At 72.0% G+C, this 16,749-nt stretch carries 18 protein-coding genes and 3 tRNA genes; 13 read left to right on the top strand and 8 right to left on the bottom strand.

What is annotated here, in order from left to right; genetic code table 11:
* Positions 1 to 150: 150 nt before the first annotated feature.
* On the bottom strand, positions 151 to 777 hold the full coding sequence (locus tag AB0I49_RS06305; protein ID WP_363225650.1) for a ScbR family autoregulator-binding transcription factor: 627 nt from the start codon (positions 775 to 777) through the stop codon (positions 151 to 153).
* Positions 778 to 937: 160 nt separating this feature from the next.
* Between AB0I49_RS06305 and AB0I49_RS06300 the strand changes: the two genes are divergently transcribed.
* On the top strand, positions 938 to 2,038 hold the full coding sequence (locus tag AB0I49_RS06300; protein ID WP_363225649.1) for a ScbA/BarX family gamma-butyrolactone biosynthesis protein: 1,101 nt from the start codon (positions 938 to 940) through the stop codon (positions 2,036 to 2,038).
* Positions 2,039 to 2,265: 227 nt separating this feature from the next.
* On the opposite strand, the gene AB0I49_RS06295 is transcribed toward AB0I49_RS06300, so the two are convergent.
* Positions 2,266 to 3,258 carry a response regulator transcription factor gene (locus tag AB0I49_RS06295; protein ID WP_363225648.1) on the bottom strand — a complete coding sequence of 331 codons (993 nt, stop codon included), beginning with the start codon at positions 3,256 to 3,258 and terminating at the stop codon, positions 2,266 to 2,268.
* Positions 3,245 to 4,081: an ATP-binding protein gene (locus AB0I49_RS06290; protein WP_363225647.1), complete on the bottom strand. Its 837-nt coding sequence runs from the start codon at positions 4,079 to 4,081 to the stop codon at positions 3,245 to 3,247. The genes AB0I49_RS06295 and AB0I49_RS06290 overlap by 14 nt, the downstream gene beginning before the upstream one ends.
* Before the next feature lie 268 nt (positions 4,082 to 4,349).
* On the opposite strand from AB0I49_RS06290, the gene AB0I49_RS06285 reads away from it, so the two are divergent.
* Together AB0I49_RS06285 and AB0I49_RS06280 are read left to right on the top strand one after the other, a co-directional pair.
* Positions 4,350 to 4,982, top strand: a complete 633-nt coding sequence (locus AB0I49_RS06285) for a ScbR family autoregulator-binding transcription factor (protein ID WP_363225646.1) — start codon at positions 4,350 to 4,352, stop codon at positions 4,980 to 4,982.
* 38 nt (positions 4,983 to 5,020) lie between these two features.
* Positions 5,021 to 6,031, top strand: a complete 1,011-nt coding sequence (locus tag AB0I49_RS06280) for an NAD-dependent epimerase/dehydratase family protein (RefSeq protein ID WP_363225645.1) — start codon at positions 5,021 to 5,023, stop codon at positions 6,029 to 6,031.
* 115 nt (positions 6,032 to 6,146) lie between these two features.
* Here AB0I49_RS06280 and AB0I49_RS06275 read toward each other — a convergent pair whose 3' ends face one another.
* Positions 6,147 to 6,653: a MarR family transcriptional regulator gene (locus AB0I49_RS06275; protein WP_363225644.1), complete on the bottom strand. Its 507-nt coding sequence runs from the start codon at positions 6,651 to 6,653 to the stop codon at positions 6,147 to 6,149.
* 136 nt (positions 6,654 to 6,789) lie between these two features.
* Between AB0I49_RS06275 and AB0I49_RS06270 the strand changes: the two genes are divergently transcribed.
* Positions 6,790 to 7,746 carry a zinc-binding alcohol dehydrogenase family protein gene (locus AB0I49_RS06270; RefSeq protein ID WP_363225643.1) on the top strand — a complete coding sequence of 319 codons (957 nt, stop codon included), beginning with the start codon at positions 6,790 to 6,792 and terminating at the stop codon, positions 7,744 to 7,746.
* Positions 7,747 to 7,939: 193 nt separating this feature from the next.
* Here AB0I49_RS06270 and AB0I49_RS06265 read toward each other — a convergent pair whose 3' ends face one another.
* Positions 7,940 to 8,326, bottom strand: a complete 387-nt coding sequence (locus tag AB0I49_RS06265; RefSeq protein WP_363225642.1) for a hypothetical protein — start codon at positions 8,324 to 8,326, stop codon at positions 7,940 to 7,942.
* Positions 8,327 to 8,650: 324 nt separating this feature from the next.
* The gene (locus AB0I49_RS06260; protein ID WP_363225641.1) at positions 8,651 to 9,139 is read right to left on the bottom strand and encodes a YajQ family cyclic di-GMP-binding protein; all 489 of its coding nucleotides are present in this window, start codon (positions 9,137 to 9,139) and stop codon (positions 8,651 to 8,653) included.
* A 185-nt stretch (positions 9,140 to 9,324) separates the two neighbouring features.
* Here AB0I49_RS06260 and AB0I49_RS06255 point away from each other — a divergent pair.
* Positions 9,325 to 9,406 (top strand) — tRNA-Tyr (locus AB0I49_RS06255).
* A 110-nt stretch (positions 9,407 to 9,516) separates the two neighbouring features.
* Here AB0I49_RS06255 and AB0I49_RS06250 read toward each other — a convergent pair.
* Positions 9,517 to 10,179 carry an NAD(P)H-binding protein gene (locus AB0I49_RS06250; RefSeq protein ID WP_363225640.1) on the bottom strand — a complete coding sequence of 221 codons (663 nt, stop codon included), beginning with the start codon at positions 10,177 to 10,179 and terminating at the stop codon, positions 9,517 to 9,519.
* Positions 10,180 to 10,306: 127 nt separating this feature from the next.
* Here AB0I49_RS06250 and AB0I49_RS06245 point away from each other — a divergent pair, with 127 nt between their 5' ends.
* The gene (locus AB0I49_RS06245; protein WP_363225639.1) at positions 10,307 to 11,392 is read left to right on the top strand and encodes a hypothetical protein; all 1,086 of its coding nucleotides are present in this window, start codon (positions 10,307 to 10,309) and stop codon (positions 11,390 to 11,392) included.
* 40 nt (positions 11,393 to 11,432) lie between these two features.
* Here the strand turns inward: AB0I49_RS06245 and AB0I49_RS06240 are convergent, their stop codons facing one another.
* Complete coding sequence (locus AB0I49_RS06240; RefSeq protein ID WP_363225638.1) at positions 11,433 to 12,728, bottom strand: amidohydrolase family protein; 1,296 nt, start codon at positions 12,726 to 12,728, stop codon at positions 11,433 to 11,435.
* Between the two features lie 192 nt (positions 12,729 to 12,920).
* Here AB0I49_RS06240 and AB0I49_RS06235 point away from each other — a divergent pair.
* The 7 genes from AB0I49_RS06235 to AB0I49_RS06205 all read left to right on the top strand — a co-directional run bounded on the left by AB0I49_RS06235 (position 12,921) and on the right by AB0I49_RS06205 (position 16,730).
* Positions 12,921 to 12,993, top strand: a tRNA-Thr gene (locus AB0I49_RS06235).
* A 49-nt stretch (positions 12,994 to 13,042) separates the two neighbouring features.
* Positions 13,043 to 13,115, top strand: a tRNA-Met gene (locus AB0I49_RS06230).
* Between the two features lie 84 nt (positions 13,116 to 13,199).
* On the top strand, positions 13,200 to 13,364 hold the full coding sequence (gene rpmG, locus AB0I49_RS06225; RefSeq protein ID WP_003948671.1) for a 50S ribosomal protein L33: 165 nt from the start codon (positions 13,200 to 13,202) through the stop codon (positions 13,362 to 13,364).
* A 246-nt stretch (positions 13,365 to 13,610) separates the two neighbouring features.
* Positions 13,611 to 14,063 carry a MaoC family dehydratase N-terminal domain-containing protein gene (locus tag AB0I49_RS06220; protein WP_363225637.1) on the top strand — a complete coding sequence of 151 codons (453 nt, stop codon included), beginning with the start codon at positions 13,611 to 13,613 and terminating at the stop codon, positions 14,061 to 14,063.
* A gap of 5 nt (positions 14,064 to 14,068) precedes the next feature.
* On the top strand, positions 14,069 to 14,503 hold the full coding sequence (locus AB0I49_RS06215) for a MaoC family dehydratase (RefSeq protein ID WP_363225636.1): 435 nt from the start codon (positions 14,069 to 14,071) through the stop codon (positions 14,501 to 14,503).
* Between the two features lie 114 nt (positions 14,504 to 14,617).
* Positions 14,618 to 15,181, top strand: coding sequence for a TetR/AcrR family transcriptional regulator (locus tag AB0I49_RS06210; RefSeq protein ID WP_363225635.1), 564 nt, complete (start codon positions 14,618 to 14,620; stop codon positions 15,179 to 15,181).
* A 91-nt stretch (positions 15,182 to 15,272) separates the two neighbouring features.
* Entirely contained in the window at positions 15,273 to 16,730 is a 1,458-nt protein-coding gene (locus AB0I49_RS06205) for a DHA2 family efflux MFS transporter permease subunit (protein ID WP_363225634.1), read from the top strand.
* Positions 16,731 to 16,749 lie beyond the last annotated feature (19 nt).

Genomic DNA, 16,749 nt, shown 5'->3' with positions numbered 1-16,749 from the left:
AACAGACAGTGGATGAATGGCGCGATGGCGCTCTCGGGGGGACCCTAGCCGCCCGTACGAGGTGGGCGTATGTGCCCAACGGCCGCTGCGGCCTGCCACTTTCGGGGAGCTCGGGGGCGTGCCGCGGTACGTACGGCTCCGGGTCGGGGGTCACTCCCGCGCGTGCGGCGCGGACCCCTCCGGGTGGAGCCGGGGGAGGACGTCGGGGGCGGCCAAGCCCGGCAGCAGTTGCTGCCACCAGGTGGTGATCCGGCGGGTGATGTCCTCGCGGTCGGTGGTGACGTGGGAGAGGAGCTGGATGCCGGAGAAGGAGCCGACGACGGTGGCGGCGGCGTCCTCGGGGACGGTTCCCTCGCGCAGTTCGTCGGCGCCCATGGCGAGGATGAAGCGGCGGGTGAAGATCTCCAGCCACCACTCGTAGGGGGCGGTGTCCCTGGCGTCGAAGGAGCCGTGCTCGATGGTGAGCCGGATGCTGGCGCGCAGCAGCGGGTCGTTGCCCAGTCGCAGCCGTACGGCCAGCTGCTGGGTGAGGTCGATGATGTCCTGGAGCGGTGAGCCCGACTCGGGGACGGCGGTCTCCTCCATCTGGGAGGCCATCACCCCGCGGGCGAGCTCCTCCTTCGAGGCGAAGTGGAAGTAGAGGGCGCCCTTCGTCACGCCGGCCGCCTTGAGGATGTCCGAGATGTTGGCCGCGGCGTATCCGTGCTCGTCGAAGACCGTGGCGGCGGCCTCCAGCACCTTGCGCCGGGTCCGTACCGCGCGCTCCTGCTTCGCCAAGGGGTCCTCCAACTCGGTTCGTCCCGTTCGATGCCCGTATCCCTGGGGCGCAGGGTAAAGAGCGGGGTAAAAGTGGTGATCTTGCTTGAGAATAAAACCGGGTGGTCCGTATTTTACTCACGTCGGAAGCTACGACCAACCCCACGAAGGGCGACGGCGAGTGTCTCTGATCGATGTCATCGATGTGCTTCCCGCGACCGTGCCGCAGCAGCGGACCGAACGGACCGACCGGACCGAACGGACGGAACGAACCGAGCGGGTTGAACGAACCGAACGGGCTGAACGGGCTGAACGGACCGAACGGACCAAGCAGACCGACCCGGCCGCGCTGAGCTACACCCGTACGGCCCCCCGCCACCTCGTGCACCGCACCGCGGTCGCCGAGGTCCTGCTCACCGACTGGCGGCAGCTGGGCGAGGACACGTTCCACCTCGCGGCCCAGTGGCCCCGCGGGCACAGCTTCTACGGCCCGGTGGGCCGCGTCTGGCACGATCCGCTGCTCATCGCCGAGACCGTACGGCAGGCGTCGGTACTGCTGGGGCACGAGTTCTACGGCGTACCGGCCGGCCATCCCTCCCTCATGAGCGCCCTCGACTTCCAGACGGCGCCCGCGCCGTTGGTGGTGGGGCCCGGCCCGGCCGACGTCGAGCTGCGGATCGAGTGCCGCGACGTCCAGCGGCGCGGCCGGCACCTGGCCGCCATGTGTCTGGACGCGGCCCTGCTGCGGGACGGCAGGCTCATGGGGACCGGCCGGATGCCGCTCCAGATCATGTCCCCGGCCGTCTACCGGCGGCTGCGCGGCCCGTACGCGACCCCGCCCGACGAACTCCCGCCCCGCCCCGCCGCCGTTCCGGCCCGCCTCGTCGGCCGGCGCGACCCGCGCGACGTGGTCCTCGGCACGCCCGGCGAGGAGAGACCGGTCGGCGCCGAGGGGCTCAACGGCGAATGGGCGTACGGGAGTTGGCAGCTCCGAATCGACCGCGGCCACCCGGTCCTCTTCGACCACCCCGTGGACCACGTACCGGGCATGGCGCTCCTGGAAGCCGCCCGCCAGGCCGCTCAGGCGCTGTCGCCGGGCCGCGTGCTGCCGGTCGGCGTCGACAGTAAGTACTACAAGTACGTGGAACTGGCCGCCCCCTGCTGGATCACGGCCACGCGCACGCCGGTCGGGCGGGGGAGGGACGCGCAGGTACGGGTCCGGGCGGAGCAGAACGGGGAGACGGTCTTCGAGGCCACGGTCTCCGTTGAGATGTGCGGCTGACGCACGGCTGATCCGCGGCCGACCCGCGGGCCCGCCCGCTGTTCGTCGTCTGCCACATGACAGGCATGGGGGTGCTGCCGCTCGGCGGGGCACCCCGGTGACCTGCGCATGCCGTAAACCCGCCCGGCCGGCGAACCGGGCCGGTGGAGCCCTCCGCGGGCCAGGACCCGCGGCCTTCCCGGGCCCGCGCCCGAACCCGGCCCGCCGCTCCCCGTGGCCTTCCCCCATCACCGCTCTCTGTCGGCGTACTTGGAGTGCTCCGCGTACTCGGCGTGCTCGGTGTACTCGGCGTGCCCGGTGTACTCGCGCCGCGTGTCGCCGCCGCGTCGGGCCGCCGCGTTCGCGGGGAAGCGCGCCGGGGAATAGGGGACGTAAGGGGAACGGGCCGACGGGTCCGTACGGTGTGGGGCTGCGGCTGCGGCCGGGGCCGGTGCGTGGCGTCGGGCCAGGATCGGGGCCGGGGCCGGGGCCGGGCGCGCGACGGTTCGCGAAGCGGCTTCCGGCGAGGACGCCCACGGTCGAGCACCAGTCCCGCTCCCGGCCCCGATCCCGGCGCCGGCTCCGGCTCCACCCAGCGCCTTGTTCACGGCGTCCAGCCGGGACACCGCGTCGAGCTTGTCGAAGATGTTGCGCAGGTGGCGCTTGATGGTGCCTTCGGTGATGCCGAGCCGCGCCCCGATCTGCCGGTTGCTGAGCGCGGTGGCGACCAGGTCCAGGACCTCGCGTTCGCGCGGCGACAGCCGCGCGGCCGGGCCCGCCTCGGCGGCCTCGCCCGCGTACAGCGTGCGGTCGGACACCGAGATCGTCACGACGCGGCGGCCGAGGTCGGAACGGGACCGGAGCGCGGCGGTGAGCGTCTCGCGGTCGGAGCCCTTGTGCAGATAGCCGCTGGCCCCCTCGGCGAGGAGCTCCTGGATCAGCCGCGCGTCGTCGTGCATGGACAGCACGACGACGCGCAGATCCGGCTGATGCCGGAGCAGCCCGCGAACAGTGGCGGCGGGGTCCTCGTTGCGCGGCATCTCGATGTCGAGGAGGACGGCGTCGGGCCGGTGCCGGGCGGCCAGCCGCAGCACCTCCTCGCCGTCGCCCGCCTCGCCGCAGACCTCGAAGTCGGCCTCCGCGCGCAGCAGATCGCACAGCGCCTCGCGTAACAGCACGTGGTCGTCGGCGACGAGGATGCGGATCGGCCGGGCGACGGCTGCGGGCTCAGGCGTGGTCATGGCGATCGCTCCGTTCTCGGAGGGGCGTGCGGACGGGCGTGCTGACAGTCGTGCCGGCGGTCGTGCCGGCGGGTGCGCGTACGGGGATGCGTACGGAGACGGTGGTGCCCTCGCCGGGCGCGGTGGCGACCTCGGCCGCGCCGCCCAGCGCCTGGGCGCGTTCGGCCATGGCGAGCAGCCCGTTGGTCCGGCCGCCGGCGAGCGTGGCGGCGAGGTCGAACCCCCGGCCGTCGTCGGCGACGCTGGCGTGGGCCGCGTACGGCGTGAGCCGCAGGACGGCCGTCACGCGGCGGGCGTGCGCGTGGGCGAGCGCGTTGCGCAGCGACTCCCGGACGATGACGAAGAGTTCGTCGACGGTGGCGGGCGGCAGCCGCGAGGCGTCGCCGAGCACTTGGACGCGTACGTGCGCGTCGCGGGGGCCGGGGATGCGCATGGACCGTACGAAGGAGCGCAGGGCGGATTCCAGCGAGCCGCCGGAGAGGACCGGGCCGCCGGGGAAGGCCGTATCGGAGGGGAAGTCCGGACCGGAGGGGAAGTCCGGACCGGCGGCGGGGGCCGGGCCGACGGCGGGGGCCGGGGCGACGGCGGGGGCCGGGGCGCGCAGGCCGCTGGCGAGCGCGCGGGTGGCGGTGAGAGTGCTCAGCAGGGCGGTGCGGGCCGCGTCCAGGCGGCGGGCCGGCCGCTCGCCCATCGGCGCGGAGTCGGCCTCCAGCAGTTCCAGCTGACGCAGGGCCAGGCACAGGCCGCTGCCGATGCGGTCGTGCACTTCGCGTGCCAGGGTGCGCCGGTCTTGCGTGTGGGGACTGTCGTCTACGTACAGCATCGCAGCTCCTACCTTCGCCTTCGGTAAGGCCACCGCACGGCCACCGCTGCGGCGGTCATGTCCCCGACGGTAGTGCGGAGTTCAGTAACAATCAAACTGCCCGGTTTGTTTTTAACGGGTGTTTGCCGTCGGGGATGAGGTGTAAGCAGCGCCCTGGGTAGGGCTTCAGCCCCATCGCCAGGGTTCCTCTCCAAGGCTAAAAACAAACCTGGTAGGCGGTTTGTTAATTGCTAAGGTTCGTCTCACGGGGCCGACGTCAGGAGAAGAGATGGTGCAGCAGGAACGGGCGGCGCGCACTCGGGAGGCGCTGCTCCGGGCGGCCGCCGAGACGTTCGACCGGGAGGGGTTCATACCGTCGGCGCTCACCGGGATCAGCGACCGGGCGGGGGTCAGCAAGGGCGCGCTGCACTTCCACTTCACCAACAAGGCCGGCCTGGCCAAGGCGGTGGAGAAGGAGGCCGCGACGGTCCTGCGGGCCATCACCGGCAAGGCCCTGACCGGCGCGCCGCCCACGCTCCAGCGCCTGGTCGACGCCACCCACGCGCTCGCCGCGCTGCTCCGCGAGGACGTGGTCGTACGAGCGGGATTCCGCCTCTGCTGCGAACGGACCCACCCCCCGGCCGAGGGCCCGTACGCGCAGTGGGAGCGGTTCGTCGCCCGGATGCTCGAACGCGCCGACGCGGAGGGCTCCCTCGCGCACACGGTCAGCGCCCGCGAGGCGGGCCAGGCGATCGTGGCGGCCACCACCGGCTTCGAGCTCCTCGGGCGGTACGACCGCAGATGGCTCTCGGCCCCGTCCCTCACCGCGTTCTGGTCGCTGCTCCTGCCCCGGCTCGCCACGGAGCCGGTACGCGACCGGCTCCACTGCGGGGAGGTCGCGGAGGCCGCGGCGGCTCTCTAGGCTGCGGCGGGGGAGACAGGGGAGACAGGGGGAAGAAGATGCAAGGAGTTCACGCATCGCAAGGCTCCGGGGCCGGCCGCGCCGTACTGATCACCGGCGCGAACGGCTTCATAGGCGGCCGGGTGGCGGAGTCGGCCATGGCCGTGCCGGACCTGCGCGTACGCCTGCTGACGAGGCGCCCACCCGAAACCGGGACCGCCCCCCGCGACCAACGGGCCGGCCGCCGGGCCGAACACTGGCGGGCCGACCTGGCGGACAGGGCCACCCTCCGCGATTCCTGCGAGGGCATCGACACGGTCATCCACTGCGCGTCGCGGATCGGAGCCGACGAGGCGGAGAGCCGACTGGTCAACGCCCGCGGCACCGAGGCGCTGGTGGAGGAGGCGGTACGGGCGGGCGTAGGGCGCATCGTCTGCCTGAGCACGGCGGCGGTGCACGGCCGCGGCCCGTTCTCGCGGGCGGACAGCGCGCGCCTGCCCATCGCCCCGGCCTCGGCCACCAGCCGCAGCCGCGCCGACGCCGAACGCGCCGTCCTCGCCGCCGGCGGCACCGTGCTCCGCCCGCACCTCGTGTACGGGGCGGGGGACCGCTGGGTCGTGCCCGCCCTGCTGAGCCTGTACACCGCGCTCCGCGCCGGGGTGGCCGGCGGTCGCGTACAGCAGTCCGCCATCCACGCCGACGCCCTGGCCGACGTCATCCTCGCCACGGCCCTGACCCCGCACCCGATCCCGGGCGCCTACGCGGTCAACCACCCCGACCCGGTCTCCGGCGCCGACCTGACCGCCGCCCTCGTCACCCACCTGGGCCTGCCTCGCGCACGTACGGACCTCACCTACGAGCAGGCCCGAGCGCGCCTGGCCGACTCCCCGAAGGACCTCCACGCCCTGTCCGTCTTCGGCGTGGACCACTGGTTCGACAGCACCCCGATCTGGCGCCGCCTGTCCCTGCCCCCGGGCCCGCCTTTCCCCGAGTCCTTCGCCTCCGCGGCCCCTTGGTACCGCACCCACCTGGGCGCTGTTCCGGTGCGGCCGCGGCCGGGCGGCGAGTAGCCCCGCGGCGTAGTGCTCCGGCTTCGGCCCCGGCCCCGGCAGCCCTTCGGCGCCGTGGGCCGGTCGCGGGCGGGGTGACGCGGTTCTCGTACGCGCGGCGGGGCCCCTTTGCGCGTCAGCTCGCGTCGGAGGCAGAGCCGGAGGCCCCCGGCGGCGTTTCCTTCTCCTCGTCCACCTGCTCGTTCACACCGAGGAGACGGGTCGCGGAGTGGGCGAGGCGGGCCCGCTCGGTCTGCGGCAGGCCCGAGGCCAGGCCCTCGATCCGGCGGGCCACCGACGTGCGGAAGGCCGCCTCGGTCTGTCGGCCCTGGTCGGTGAGGTGGACGCGGGAGGCGCGCCGGTCGCCGGGGTCCGGGGCGCGCCGCACCAGGCCGCGCCGCTCGGCCCGGTCCACCAGGCCGGTCACGCTGGCGCGTTCGACGCCGAGCAGGGCGGCCAGCTCGGTCATGGCGGGGCTGCGGCCCTCCAGCGCGCCGAGGAGACGGGCCTGCCCCGGGGAGGTGTCGTGCTCGGCGCACGCGTCCTCGACGACGGACTGCACCAGGAAGGACAGCTGCACCAGCGCGTCCGTCAGCGGCAGGCTCTGGCTCTCGTCTCCGACCTCGCCCTTGCCCTTGCCCATGGGGTCCTCCTTAGTGCGGCGCGCCCGGCGGCTCCGTGGCGAATGGTTAGCGGCACATATATTATGGGCCACGAAGTATTATGGTCCGAGCCAGACCATCCAAGACCAGACCACCCCCACCATCAGGAGGGCCTCCATGTACGCAGCAGTTGTCACCGCCTTCGGCCGCCCGCCCCGCTACCAGTCCTTCCCCGACCCCGTCCCGGCCGCGGGGGAGGTCCTCGTGAAGGTCCTGGCCGCGGGGCTGCACCCCCGGGTCCGTTCCGGCGCGGCCGGCACCCACTACACCAGCGACGACACCCTGCCGCTGGTCCCCGGCTTCGACGGCGTGGGCCGCACCCCGGACGGAACCCGCGTCTTCTTCGGCGGCCTCAAGGCCCCGAACGGCAGCATGGCCGACTACGTCGCCGTCCCGGCCAAGACCCTGGTCGAACTGCCGGACGGCGTCGACGACGTCACCGTGGCCGGAGCCATGAACCCGGCGATGTCGGCCTGGCTCGCCCTGACCCACCGCGCGCGGATCCAGCCCGGCGAGAGCGTGCTGGTCCTGGGCGCCACCGGCAACGCCGGACAGATGGCCGTCCAGCTCGCCCGCCTCCTCGGCGCCACGGCCATCACCGCCGCCGGACGCGACCCGCAGGCCCTGGCCAAGCTCCCCGGCCTCGGCGCCGACCACACCGTCTCCCTCGACGCCGACGACGACACGGTCGCCCGGCGCCTGGGCGAGGCGGCCGCGAACGTCGACGTCGTCGTCGACTACCTGTGGGGCCACCCCACCGAAGTCGCGCTCGCCGCGATCACCGCGGCCCGCGCCGACGCCGCCCACCGGCTGCGCTGGGTGCACGTCGGCGCCATGGCCGGTCCCGACATCACCCTGCCCGGCGCCACCCTGCGCAAGACCGACGTCGACTTCCGCGGCAGCGGCCAGGGCTCCGTCTCGCCCGCCGACATGCGCACCGCCCACCAGGAACTCGCCGACCGCCTGCCCACCGCCGGCCTCACCATCGACACCGTCACCATGCCCTTGCACGACGCGGAAACCGCCTGGGACACCAACACCCCCACCGGCACCCGCATCGTGCTCGTACCCTGACCCCCGGCAGACCCCCGGCAGACCCCCGGCTGCCAGGAGCATGGAGCCCCGCCGCCCCCACCGCCCTCCTCATCGTCGAGACCCCGCCCTCCAGGAACGCTCCCCGGCCGAGCGAGCCCACTTGGTGAACGCGCTGACCGACGGTTGTGGGGGGCGAAGCGGAGGCGGAGGAGGGGAATCGAAGACGGGATTCTCAGCCCGAACCGGCTACCAGGGGTGCCACTACGGCGGCGATGGCAGACGCGAGACTGGCGACCGCGATGAACGCGCCGAACTTCTCCTTCGCCGTGGGGAAGACCGCTCTCGAGAAATCCCCCGCCTTGCTGCGCAGGACGATCATCTTCATCTTCTGCCACCGGTGCTGACGAAGGCCGCACCCCATCAAGATGCCCATGGCGTTGCGCCGACAGTATGTGCCGTTGCGGTTCACGGCCCCGCACCACACCGGAATCTGGAAGGCGGCGTATGCGGCGACGGCCAGGGACAACACCACGATGACCGCGGACGCGGCTCCGCTTCCCCACGCCACGATCAGGGCAGCTGCCGCCACATAACCCCAGTACGTCCAAATCCCCCTCATGGCCTGGACGCTACTGCTGGGCGGCGGTGGCGTACAGAGCGTGAACGAGGCGGGTGGGCGCGCGGCACCTGCTTGCGGTGGATGGCGCTTGTTCCCTTTGCGCTCCCGCGCGTCGCCGCTGGTCGAGCACCCGCGGCGCACCAAGACGGCGCGGCAACAGTTCGGTGACGCCGAGTCGTCGATCACGCTCGGCGCCTGGCCGTGCCTACGGCAGGGCCGGCCGGAGCGACGCGGCGAGGGCAGTCGTCGAGACGGTCCTCGCCGACGTGCCCCCTTGCGCCCCGCTCGCCCGGCCCGGCGCTCAGCGCGGGCTCGATCGGAAGGTCAGCGGTAGTTCACGAACTGGATCGCGAAGTCCAGGTCCTTGCCCTTGAGCAGCTGCTGGACGGACTGGAGGTCGTCCCTGCTCTTCGAGGTCACCCGCAGCTCGTCGCCCTGCACCTGCGCCTTGACGCCCTTGGGGCCCTCGTCACGGATGATCTTGGCGACCTTCTTCGCGTTCTCCTGCGAGATCCCCTCCTCGACCGAGGCGAAGATCTTGTACTCCTTGCCGGACGCCTGCGGCTCGCCCGCGTCCAGCGACTTCAGCGAGATGCCCCGCTTGACCAGCTTGGACTGGAAGATGTCGAGGACCGCCTTCACGCGCTCCTCGGAGTTGGCGCGCATCTCGATCTTCTCGCCGGACCAGTCGATCGAAGCGCCGACGCCCTTGAAGTCGTAACGCTGCGAGATCTCCTTCGCCGCCTGGTTGAGGGCGTTGTCGACCTCCTGCCGCTCGACCTTCGAGACGATGTCGAAACTGGAGTCGGCCATATTGAGTTGGCTCCTCGTACGTAGATCCATCAGGGGGTACGGCCCACGGACCGCCCTGCCAGCCTAGTCACCCCCGCCCGATCCGGCGGCGTCGAATCGAGTGGCGGACCACCCCTGGTCATCGGGTATGGTTTACGTCGTTGCCACAGAGCGCTGCGAGCCAGCGGTCGCGGGCAGCAATCCTTGGCGGTGTGCCCGAGTGGCCAAAGGGAGCAGACTGTAAATCTGCCGGCTCAGCCTACCCAGGTTCGAACCCTGGCGCCGCCACGGTTAAAGGAACGGCCCCCGATCTGCGAAGCGCAGATCGGGGGCCGTTTTCGTATGACAGTGACAGCGGCGGCGGCAGCGGGGTACGGGCAGCCGGCCCCCGCCTCGCGTCAGCCCCCGGCGACCGCCTCGACCGCCTCCGCCACCGGCGTGTCGCCCCCGATCAGTTCCAGGGTGCGGCCCGCAGTGGCCGGTGCGTACAGGAGGGCGGCCAGGGTCGCCGCCACGTCGTCGCGGGTGACGTCGGACCGCCCGGTGGACTCGGCGAGGGTCACCAGGCCCGTTCCCGCGTCGTCGGTCAGCCGGCCCGGTCGCAGGACGGTCCAGTCGAGGCCGAAGCGGGCCCGTACGTCGTCGTCCGCGGCGCCCTTGGCGCGGAGGTAGGCGGCGAAGACGGGGTCCGTGCCGGGCGGCGGGCTGTCGGAGGCGCCCATGGAGGAGACGATCAGGAAGCGGCGTACGCCCGCGCGCTCGGCGGCGTCGGCGAAGAGGGCGGCCGCGCCCCGGTCCACGGTGTCCTTGCGGTCCGCGCCGCTGCCCGGTCCCGCGCCCGCCGCGAAGACGGCGGCGTCCGCGCCCTCCAGGTGTCGGGTGACGTCCTCTACGGACGCCGATTCCAGGTCGCAGACGACCGGTTCCGCGCCCGCGGCGAGGAGGTCTCCGGCCTGCTCGGGCCTGCGGATGATGCCCGCGACCTCGTCGCCGCGCTCGGCGAGCAGGCGTTCGAGACGGAGTGCGATCTGACCGTGTCCACCAGCGATGACAATGCGCATATTTCCGACCGTACGCCGTGCAACCTTCTTTGCCACTCAAGAGTCTCTGTTGTTGATCAACACGTGGCTGAAAATCTGCCGCGCGCTGGATACGAGGGAGTCAGTCATCACCGCCATACGCAAGACCATGACCGCTGTCGGCTGCGTCGCGGCCCTGACCGCCGGCGCCGTCGCCTGCGGTACGGAGCAGCAGCTGTCCCCGGGGAAGCAGCTGTCGAACGCCTTCGACACGATGGGCAAGCAGCACTCGCTCTCGGTCGAGATGGGCTTCGACGCCGCCCCGGATCAGCTCGTCGCGCTGACCAAGGGCGGCGACGAACCGATGCCGCCGGCCATGGCCAAGGCGTTGTCCAAGCTGAAGGTCACCTTCTCCGCCGAGTCGAAGAAGGCCCTGGCGGACTCGGAGGAGGGGGACGTCACCGGTTCCCTGATGAAGGTCTCGGGCGCCGAGGGCGACCTGGTGGAGGGCCGCTTCGTCGGCGACAACGTGTACTACCGCGTCGACGTGAAGGCCTTCGCGAAGATGACCGGTTCGCCCGCGCCGTCCAAGGAGGAGCTCCACGCGAAGCTCCCCAAGGGCCTCGAATTCGTCGACAAGGTCCTCGACGGCCAGTGGGTCAAGGTCAACACCAAGGAACTGAAGAAGGTCGCCGAGAAGCAGTCGGAGGCCAAGGGCGGCAAGAAGCCCTCCGCGGAGCCCACGCTCAGCGAGAAGACGCAGAAGAAGATCCTGGACGAGATCAAGGGCGTCGTGAAGAACGAGGTCACGGTCAAGGACGGCGGCAAGCGCGACGGCGCCGACCACGTGGTCGCCACCGCGCCCTTCCGTACGGTCCTCAAGAGCGTCTTCGACAAGCTGCGGCCGTTCGCCGACGAGATGTCGCCCGGCGGCGCCGCCAACATGCCCAAGGAGAAGGACTTCAAGGACATCCCGAACACGAAGGTGTCCGTCGACTTCGCCCTCAAGAAGGGCAAGCTCTCCGCCGCCTCCGTGGACCTCGCGCCGCTCGCGGAGAAGGCGAAGGTCAAGGGTGAGGTGCCGCTGCGGATGACGTTCGGCGACGGCGACGCCAAGGTCACCGCCCCCGAGAACGCCACGGCGGTCGACCCCGAGAAGATGATCGCCGGAATGATGTCCATGGCCGCGAACGCCCGCGGCACCGTCGGTGGCGGCGGCGCCCACGGCGCCAACAGCTCCCTCTACACGGGCTGACAACCCCGCGTAAGGGGCAGGCCACTATGAGGCCCGCCCCTTACGCAGTCCCGCCCCCGCCGCCGCGCGCCGACTGCCGGGGCAGGTCGAGGGCGATCACCGCCGCCGAGTCGCAGTACTCCCGCACCGCGCTCGTACGGGCCACCACCCGCCCCCGGTGCACCACCGTCCGGCTGTACGCGAGCGACAGGACGCCCGCGACGCTCTCGCCGCGCACGGCCAGCAGCTCCGCCGGGAACCCCGCCTCCACCCGGACCAGCGGCAGCCCCAGCGCGGCCCGCGCCGCCGTGCTCACCGCCTCGTACGCCTCGTGCGGCCGCAGTTCACCGCGCGACGCCAGCAGATAGGCGGCCTCCAGCGGATCGCCGCGCCCCACCGGGTTGGCCGCGTCCCGCAGCGCGCCGCTCCCGGCCGCCACCGCGACGCCGGCCGCGCGCAGCAGCCGCACCGGCGCGCACCGCGAGACGCGCGCCTCGCGCTGCTCCAGCGCGCAGCAGTCGCCCTGCGGCAGACAGACCACGCCGACGCCCGCCGCCGCCAGCTGCTCGGCCGCCCGTACGGCCAGGTCGTGCGGGAGCCGGGCGAGACCGCCGCACGGGCCCAGGGTGACGCCGGGCCGCAGCCGGCCGGCCATCGCCGCGAGCCGCGCCAGCCGCGCCGGGTCGTCACCGTCCGTATGCAGGTCCACGGCGCAGCCGTGCTCGGCGGCGATCTCCAGGACGGCCTCGGTGTACCCGGTCGGGTCGGGGTCGAGGTCCGGGCAGCCGCCGATCACGGTCGCGCCCATCTTCACGGCGTCCCGCAGCATGGCGAGGCCGTCCGCCCCGGCCGCGCCGGTCAGCAGCCGGGGCACGGCGACGGCGGTGAGGTCGGTGAGCCCGCGCAGCGCCCGCCGGGCCAGCAGCACGGCCTCCAGCGAGCGCAGCCCCTGTACGTCGCCGATCCGCACATGGCTGCGGAGCGCCGTGGCGCCGTGGCCCAGGTGCAGGAGGGCGGCCTCGGTGGTGCGGCGCTGCACGTCTTCCAGGGTGTGCGGGACGGGGCCGGCGGCGTCCGCGTCGGCGGTGAGGGCGGTGTCGGTGTGCGCGTGCGGCTCGGCGGGGGCGGGCAGCAGCAGATAGCCGTGCAGGTCGACGCGGGTGCCGGGGACGAGGCTGCCCGGGGTGCCGACGGCCTCGATGGTCCCGCCGCTCAGCCGTACGTCCACGGTGCGGCCGTCGGCGAGCCGGGCGCCGCACAGGACGAGGGCGGTCCAGTCGGGGGCGGCGGGCCCGGCGGTGGCGTCGGCAGCCTCGCCGTCGGGGTTCTTGGGGGGCTGCGACTGGCTGTCGGGCATCGCGCTCCTCGAAGGGCCGGGGCGTGCATGATCACGCAGCGTGGTCCGAGCCTAGGGCGCGGCCGGGGCGGCTTCGAGCAAGCGCCGAATAGTCGTACCGGTGTGGTTCGAGAGGCGATTGGGGCGGAGGGCGACGGGGCACGGATACGGATTTCACGATCGGCGGCCGAGCGTGTAATGTCTTCATCGCTCGCCCCAATAGCTCAGTCGGCAGAGCGTCTCCATGGTAAGGAGAAGGTCTACGGTTCGATTCCGTATTGGGGCTCTGGTGTGTGAAGTTCCTCGCCTTCGGGCGAGGGTCTCTCTCGCATCACAGCGGTGTAGCTCAGTCGGTAGAGCAAGCGGCTCATAATCGCTGTGTCACCGGTTCAAGTCCGGTCACCGCTACACACAGTAGCCGATTGTGGGGTCGGTCCTCCGGTCGGCTACTCTTTTATGCGTTAACCCTTCCATCCGTCAAGGAGCACTCACGTGGCTGCCACCGACGTCCGCCCGAAGATCACGCTGGCCTGCGTGGAGTGCAAGGAGCGGAACTACATCACCAAGAAGAACCGGCGTAACAACCCGGACCGTCTTGAGATGAAGAAGCACTGCCCGCGTTGCAACGCGCACACCGCGCACCGCGAAACGCGATAACAAAGGCTCGTCTGCGAGGCCGTCCCCATTTTTGGGGGCGGCCTCGCGGCGTTGGTATGCGCGGCTGTGCGCGGGACGCGTTCGCGGCGGCCGTCCGGGACGGCTGCCCGAGGCGGCCGGGCGAGGCGGCGGGTGAGATGGCGGCCCGGGAGATCCGCCCGGGTTACCCGCACCTGTCCGAGATACCTGTACGCGCCTGTGGTACCTGTACCCATCCGCACGCAAACAACAGGAGGTGCCGAGCCGATGGCGCTCGACCAGTCCTTCGTCGGACGGACCTATCCGCCCACCGCACCGTACGAGGTCGGCCGGGAGAAGATCCGTGAGTTCGCCGAGGCGGTCGGCGACGCGAATCCGGCGTACGTCGATGCCGAGGCCGCTCGGGCCCTCGGGCACCCCGATGTGATCGCCCCGCCGACCTTCGTCTTCGCGATCACCTTCAAGGCCGCCGGGCAGGTCATCGAGGACCCTCAGCTGGGCCTGGACTACAGCCGGGTGGTGCACGGCGACCAGAAGTTCGCCTACACGCGGCCCGTACGGGCGGGGGACCGGCTCACCGTCACCTCGACCATCGAGTCGGTCAAGTCGCTGGCCGGCAATGACGTCCTGTCCGTGCGCGGCGAGGTGCACGACGCGGACGGCGAGCACGTGGTGACCGCGCACACGATGCTGGTGGCGCGCGCCGCCGAGGGGGAGTGAGGCAGATGGCAGCGAAGGTCTCGTACGACGCCGTCGAGGTGGGCGCCGAACTCCCGGCCCAGTCCTTCCCGGTGACCCGCGCCACGCTCGTGCGGTACGCGGGCGCCTCCGGCGACTTCAACCCGATCCACTGGAACGAGAGGTTCGCCAAGGAGGTCGGGCTGCCGGACGTCATCGCGCACGGCATGTTCACCATGGCCGAGGCGATCCGCGTGGTCACCGACTGGGCCGGCGACCCGGCGGCGGTCGTCGAGTACGGCGTGCGGTTCACCAAGCCCGTCGTGGTCGCCGATGACGACGAAGGTGCGGTCATCGAGGTCAGTGCCAAGGTCGCGGCCAAGCTCGACGACGAGGCCCGTACGGTCCGGGTCGACCTCACCGCGATGAGCGCGGGCCAGAAGGTGCTGGGGATGTCCCGCGCGGTGGTACGGCTCGCCTGAGCCGTGCGGACCGCGGCGGGTGTAAGGGGCGACCGTCCATGGCGGTCGCCCCTTACTTTTCGCGTCTCGCCCCCGGGCTTGACCTGGTTAGTGATCGAGCACTAACTTAACCGCATGGTCAGGATGAGTGCGGAGGAGCGGCGCGAGAGCGTCATCCGCGCGGCGATGGCGGAATTCGCGCGCGGCGGTTACAAGGGGACGTCCACCGAGGCCATCGCCAAGCGTGTGGGCGTCTCGCAGCCGTATCTCTTCCGCCTCTTCCCGAACAAGCAGGCCATCTTCCTCGCCGCCGCCGACCGCTGCATCCAGGAGAACATCGAGGTCTTCCGGAAGGCGGCCGAAGGGCTGGAGGGGGACGAGGCGCTGAGCGCCATGGGCTCGGCGTACCAGGAGCTCATCGGCAGCGACCCGGACAAGCTGCTCCTACAGATGCAGGTGTACGTCGCGGTGGCCTCGGCCGAGGCCGCGGGCGACCGCGAGTTCGGCGACTCGGTGCGGGCCGGCTGGCAGGAGCTGTGGGACGCGATCCGGCTGGCTGTCGGGGGAGACGTGGCGGAGACCACGTCGTTCCTGGCGCACGGGATGCTCATCAACGTCTTTGTGTCGCTGGGCTTCCCGCCGGAACACCGCCTGTGGGAGGGCATTCACGAGACGGTGCCCTGCAAGCCGCGAGCCTGAGCGGGCCCCGGGGGCCGGTGTCCTTTTCCGCGTCCGCTTTTTTATGCCCGCGAAACTTAGTAATCAATAACTAATCAACTGGGGGAGAGAAGTGACCCATCCAGCGAAACCGGCCCGGAGCAGCCGCTCCATCACCGTCTGGGCCCTGATCATCACCAGCGCCGCCGGCTTCATGGCGGCCCTCGACAACCTCGTCGTCACCACCGCCCTGCCCTCCATCCGCGAGGACCTCGGAGGCGAGCTGGCCGACCTCGAATGGACCGTCAGCGCCTACACCCTCACCTTCGCCGTCCTGCTCATGTCCGGCGCCGCGCTCGGCGACCGCTTCGGCCGCCGCCGCCTCTTCATCGCCGGCACCGCCCTCTTCACCGCCGCCTCCGCCGCCGCGGCCCTCGCCCCCGGCATCGACGGCCTGATCGCCGCCCGCGCCGTGCAGGGCGTCGGCGCCGCCGTCATGATGCCGCTCACGCTGACCCTGCTCACCGCCGCCGTGCCCGCCGCCCGCCGCGGCATGGCGTACGGCATCTGGGGCGCGGTCAACGGGCTCGCCGTCGCCTCCGGCCCGCTCATCGGCGGCACCCTCACCGAACACATCTCCTGGCAGTGGATCTTCTGGCTGAACGTCCCGATCGGCGTCGCCCTGCTCCCGCTCGCCCGGCTGCGCCTGAACGAGAGCCGCCGCGCCGACGCCCGGCTCGACATCCCCGGCACCGCGCTCGCCAGCGCCGGTCTGTTCGGCATCGTCTACGCCCTGGTCCGCGCCAACCCGGACGGCTGGACCAGCGGTCCGGTCCTCACCGGACTGATAGCGGGCGCGGCGCTGCTCGTCGCCTTCGTCGCGTACGAACTGCGCGCCGCCCACCCCATGCTCCCCATGCGCCTCTTCCGCATCCGCGGCTTCTCGGCGATCAACGCGGCCAGCATGCTGATGTTCGTGGGGATGTTCGGCTCGATCTTCTTGCTCAGCCAGTTCCTCCAGAACGTCCTCGGCTACTCGCCCACCGAGGCCGGGCTGCGCATGCTCCCGTGGACCGGCATGCCGATGATCGTCGCGCCCCTCGCCGGCTACCTCTCGGACCGCATCGGCGGCCGCCCCGTCGTCGGCGTGGGCCTCGCGCTCCAGGCCCTCGGCCTCGCCCTGTTCGCGCTGGTGCTCAGCCCCGACATCTCGTACGCGGAGCAGCTGCCCGGCCTGATCGTCAGCGGCATCGGCATGGGGATGTACTTCGCGCCGGCCGCCAATCTGGCGATGTCCAGCGTCAGCCCCAGCGAGCAGGGCATCGCCTCCGGGGCCAACAACGCGATGCGCGAGGTGGGCGGCGCGCTCGGCGTGGCCGTGCTCGCCACGGTCTTCTCCTCCCAGGGCGGCTACGAGAGCGGACAGCGATTCGTGGACGGGCTGGAGCCGGCCCTCTGGGCGGGCGCCGGAGCCGTCGCGCTCGCGGCCGTGGCGGCGTTCCTGATACCCGCCCGCCGCCGTACGGGCCAGGGGCCGGACGGGCAGGGCGGCCGGGCCCCGGCGGAGCGGAAGTCCCCGGTCGCCGCCTGAGCCCGGGCCGGTCCGCACC

The organism is Streptomyces sp. NPDC050617, from assembly GCF_040654795.1.
Taxonomy (GTDB): Bacteria; Actinomycetota; Actinomycetes; order Streptomycetales; family Streptomycetaceae; genus Streptomyces.
This window is presented reverse-complemented; position numbering and strand designations above follow the sequence as displayed.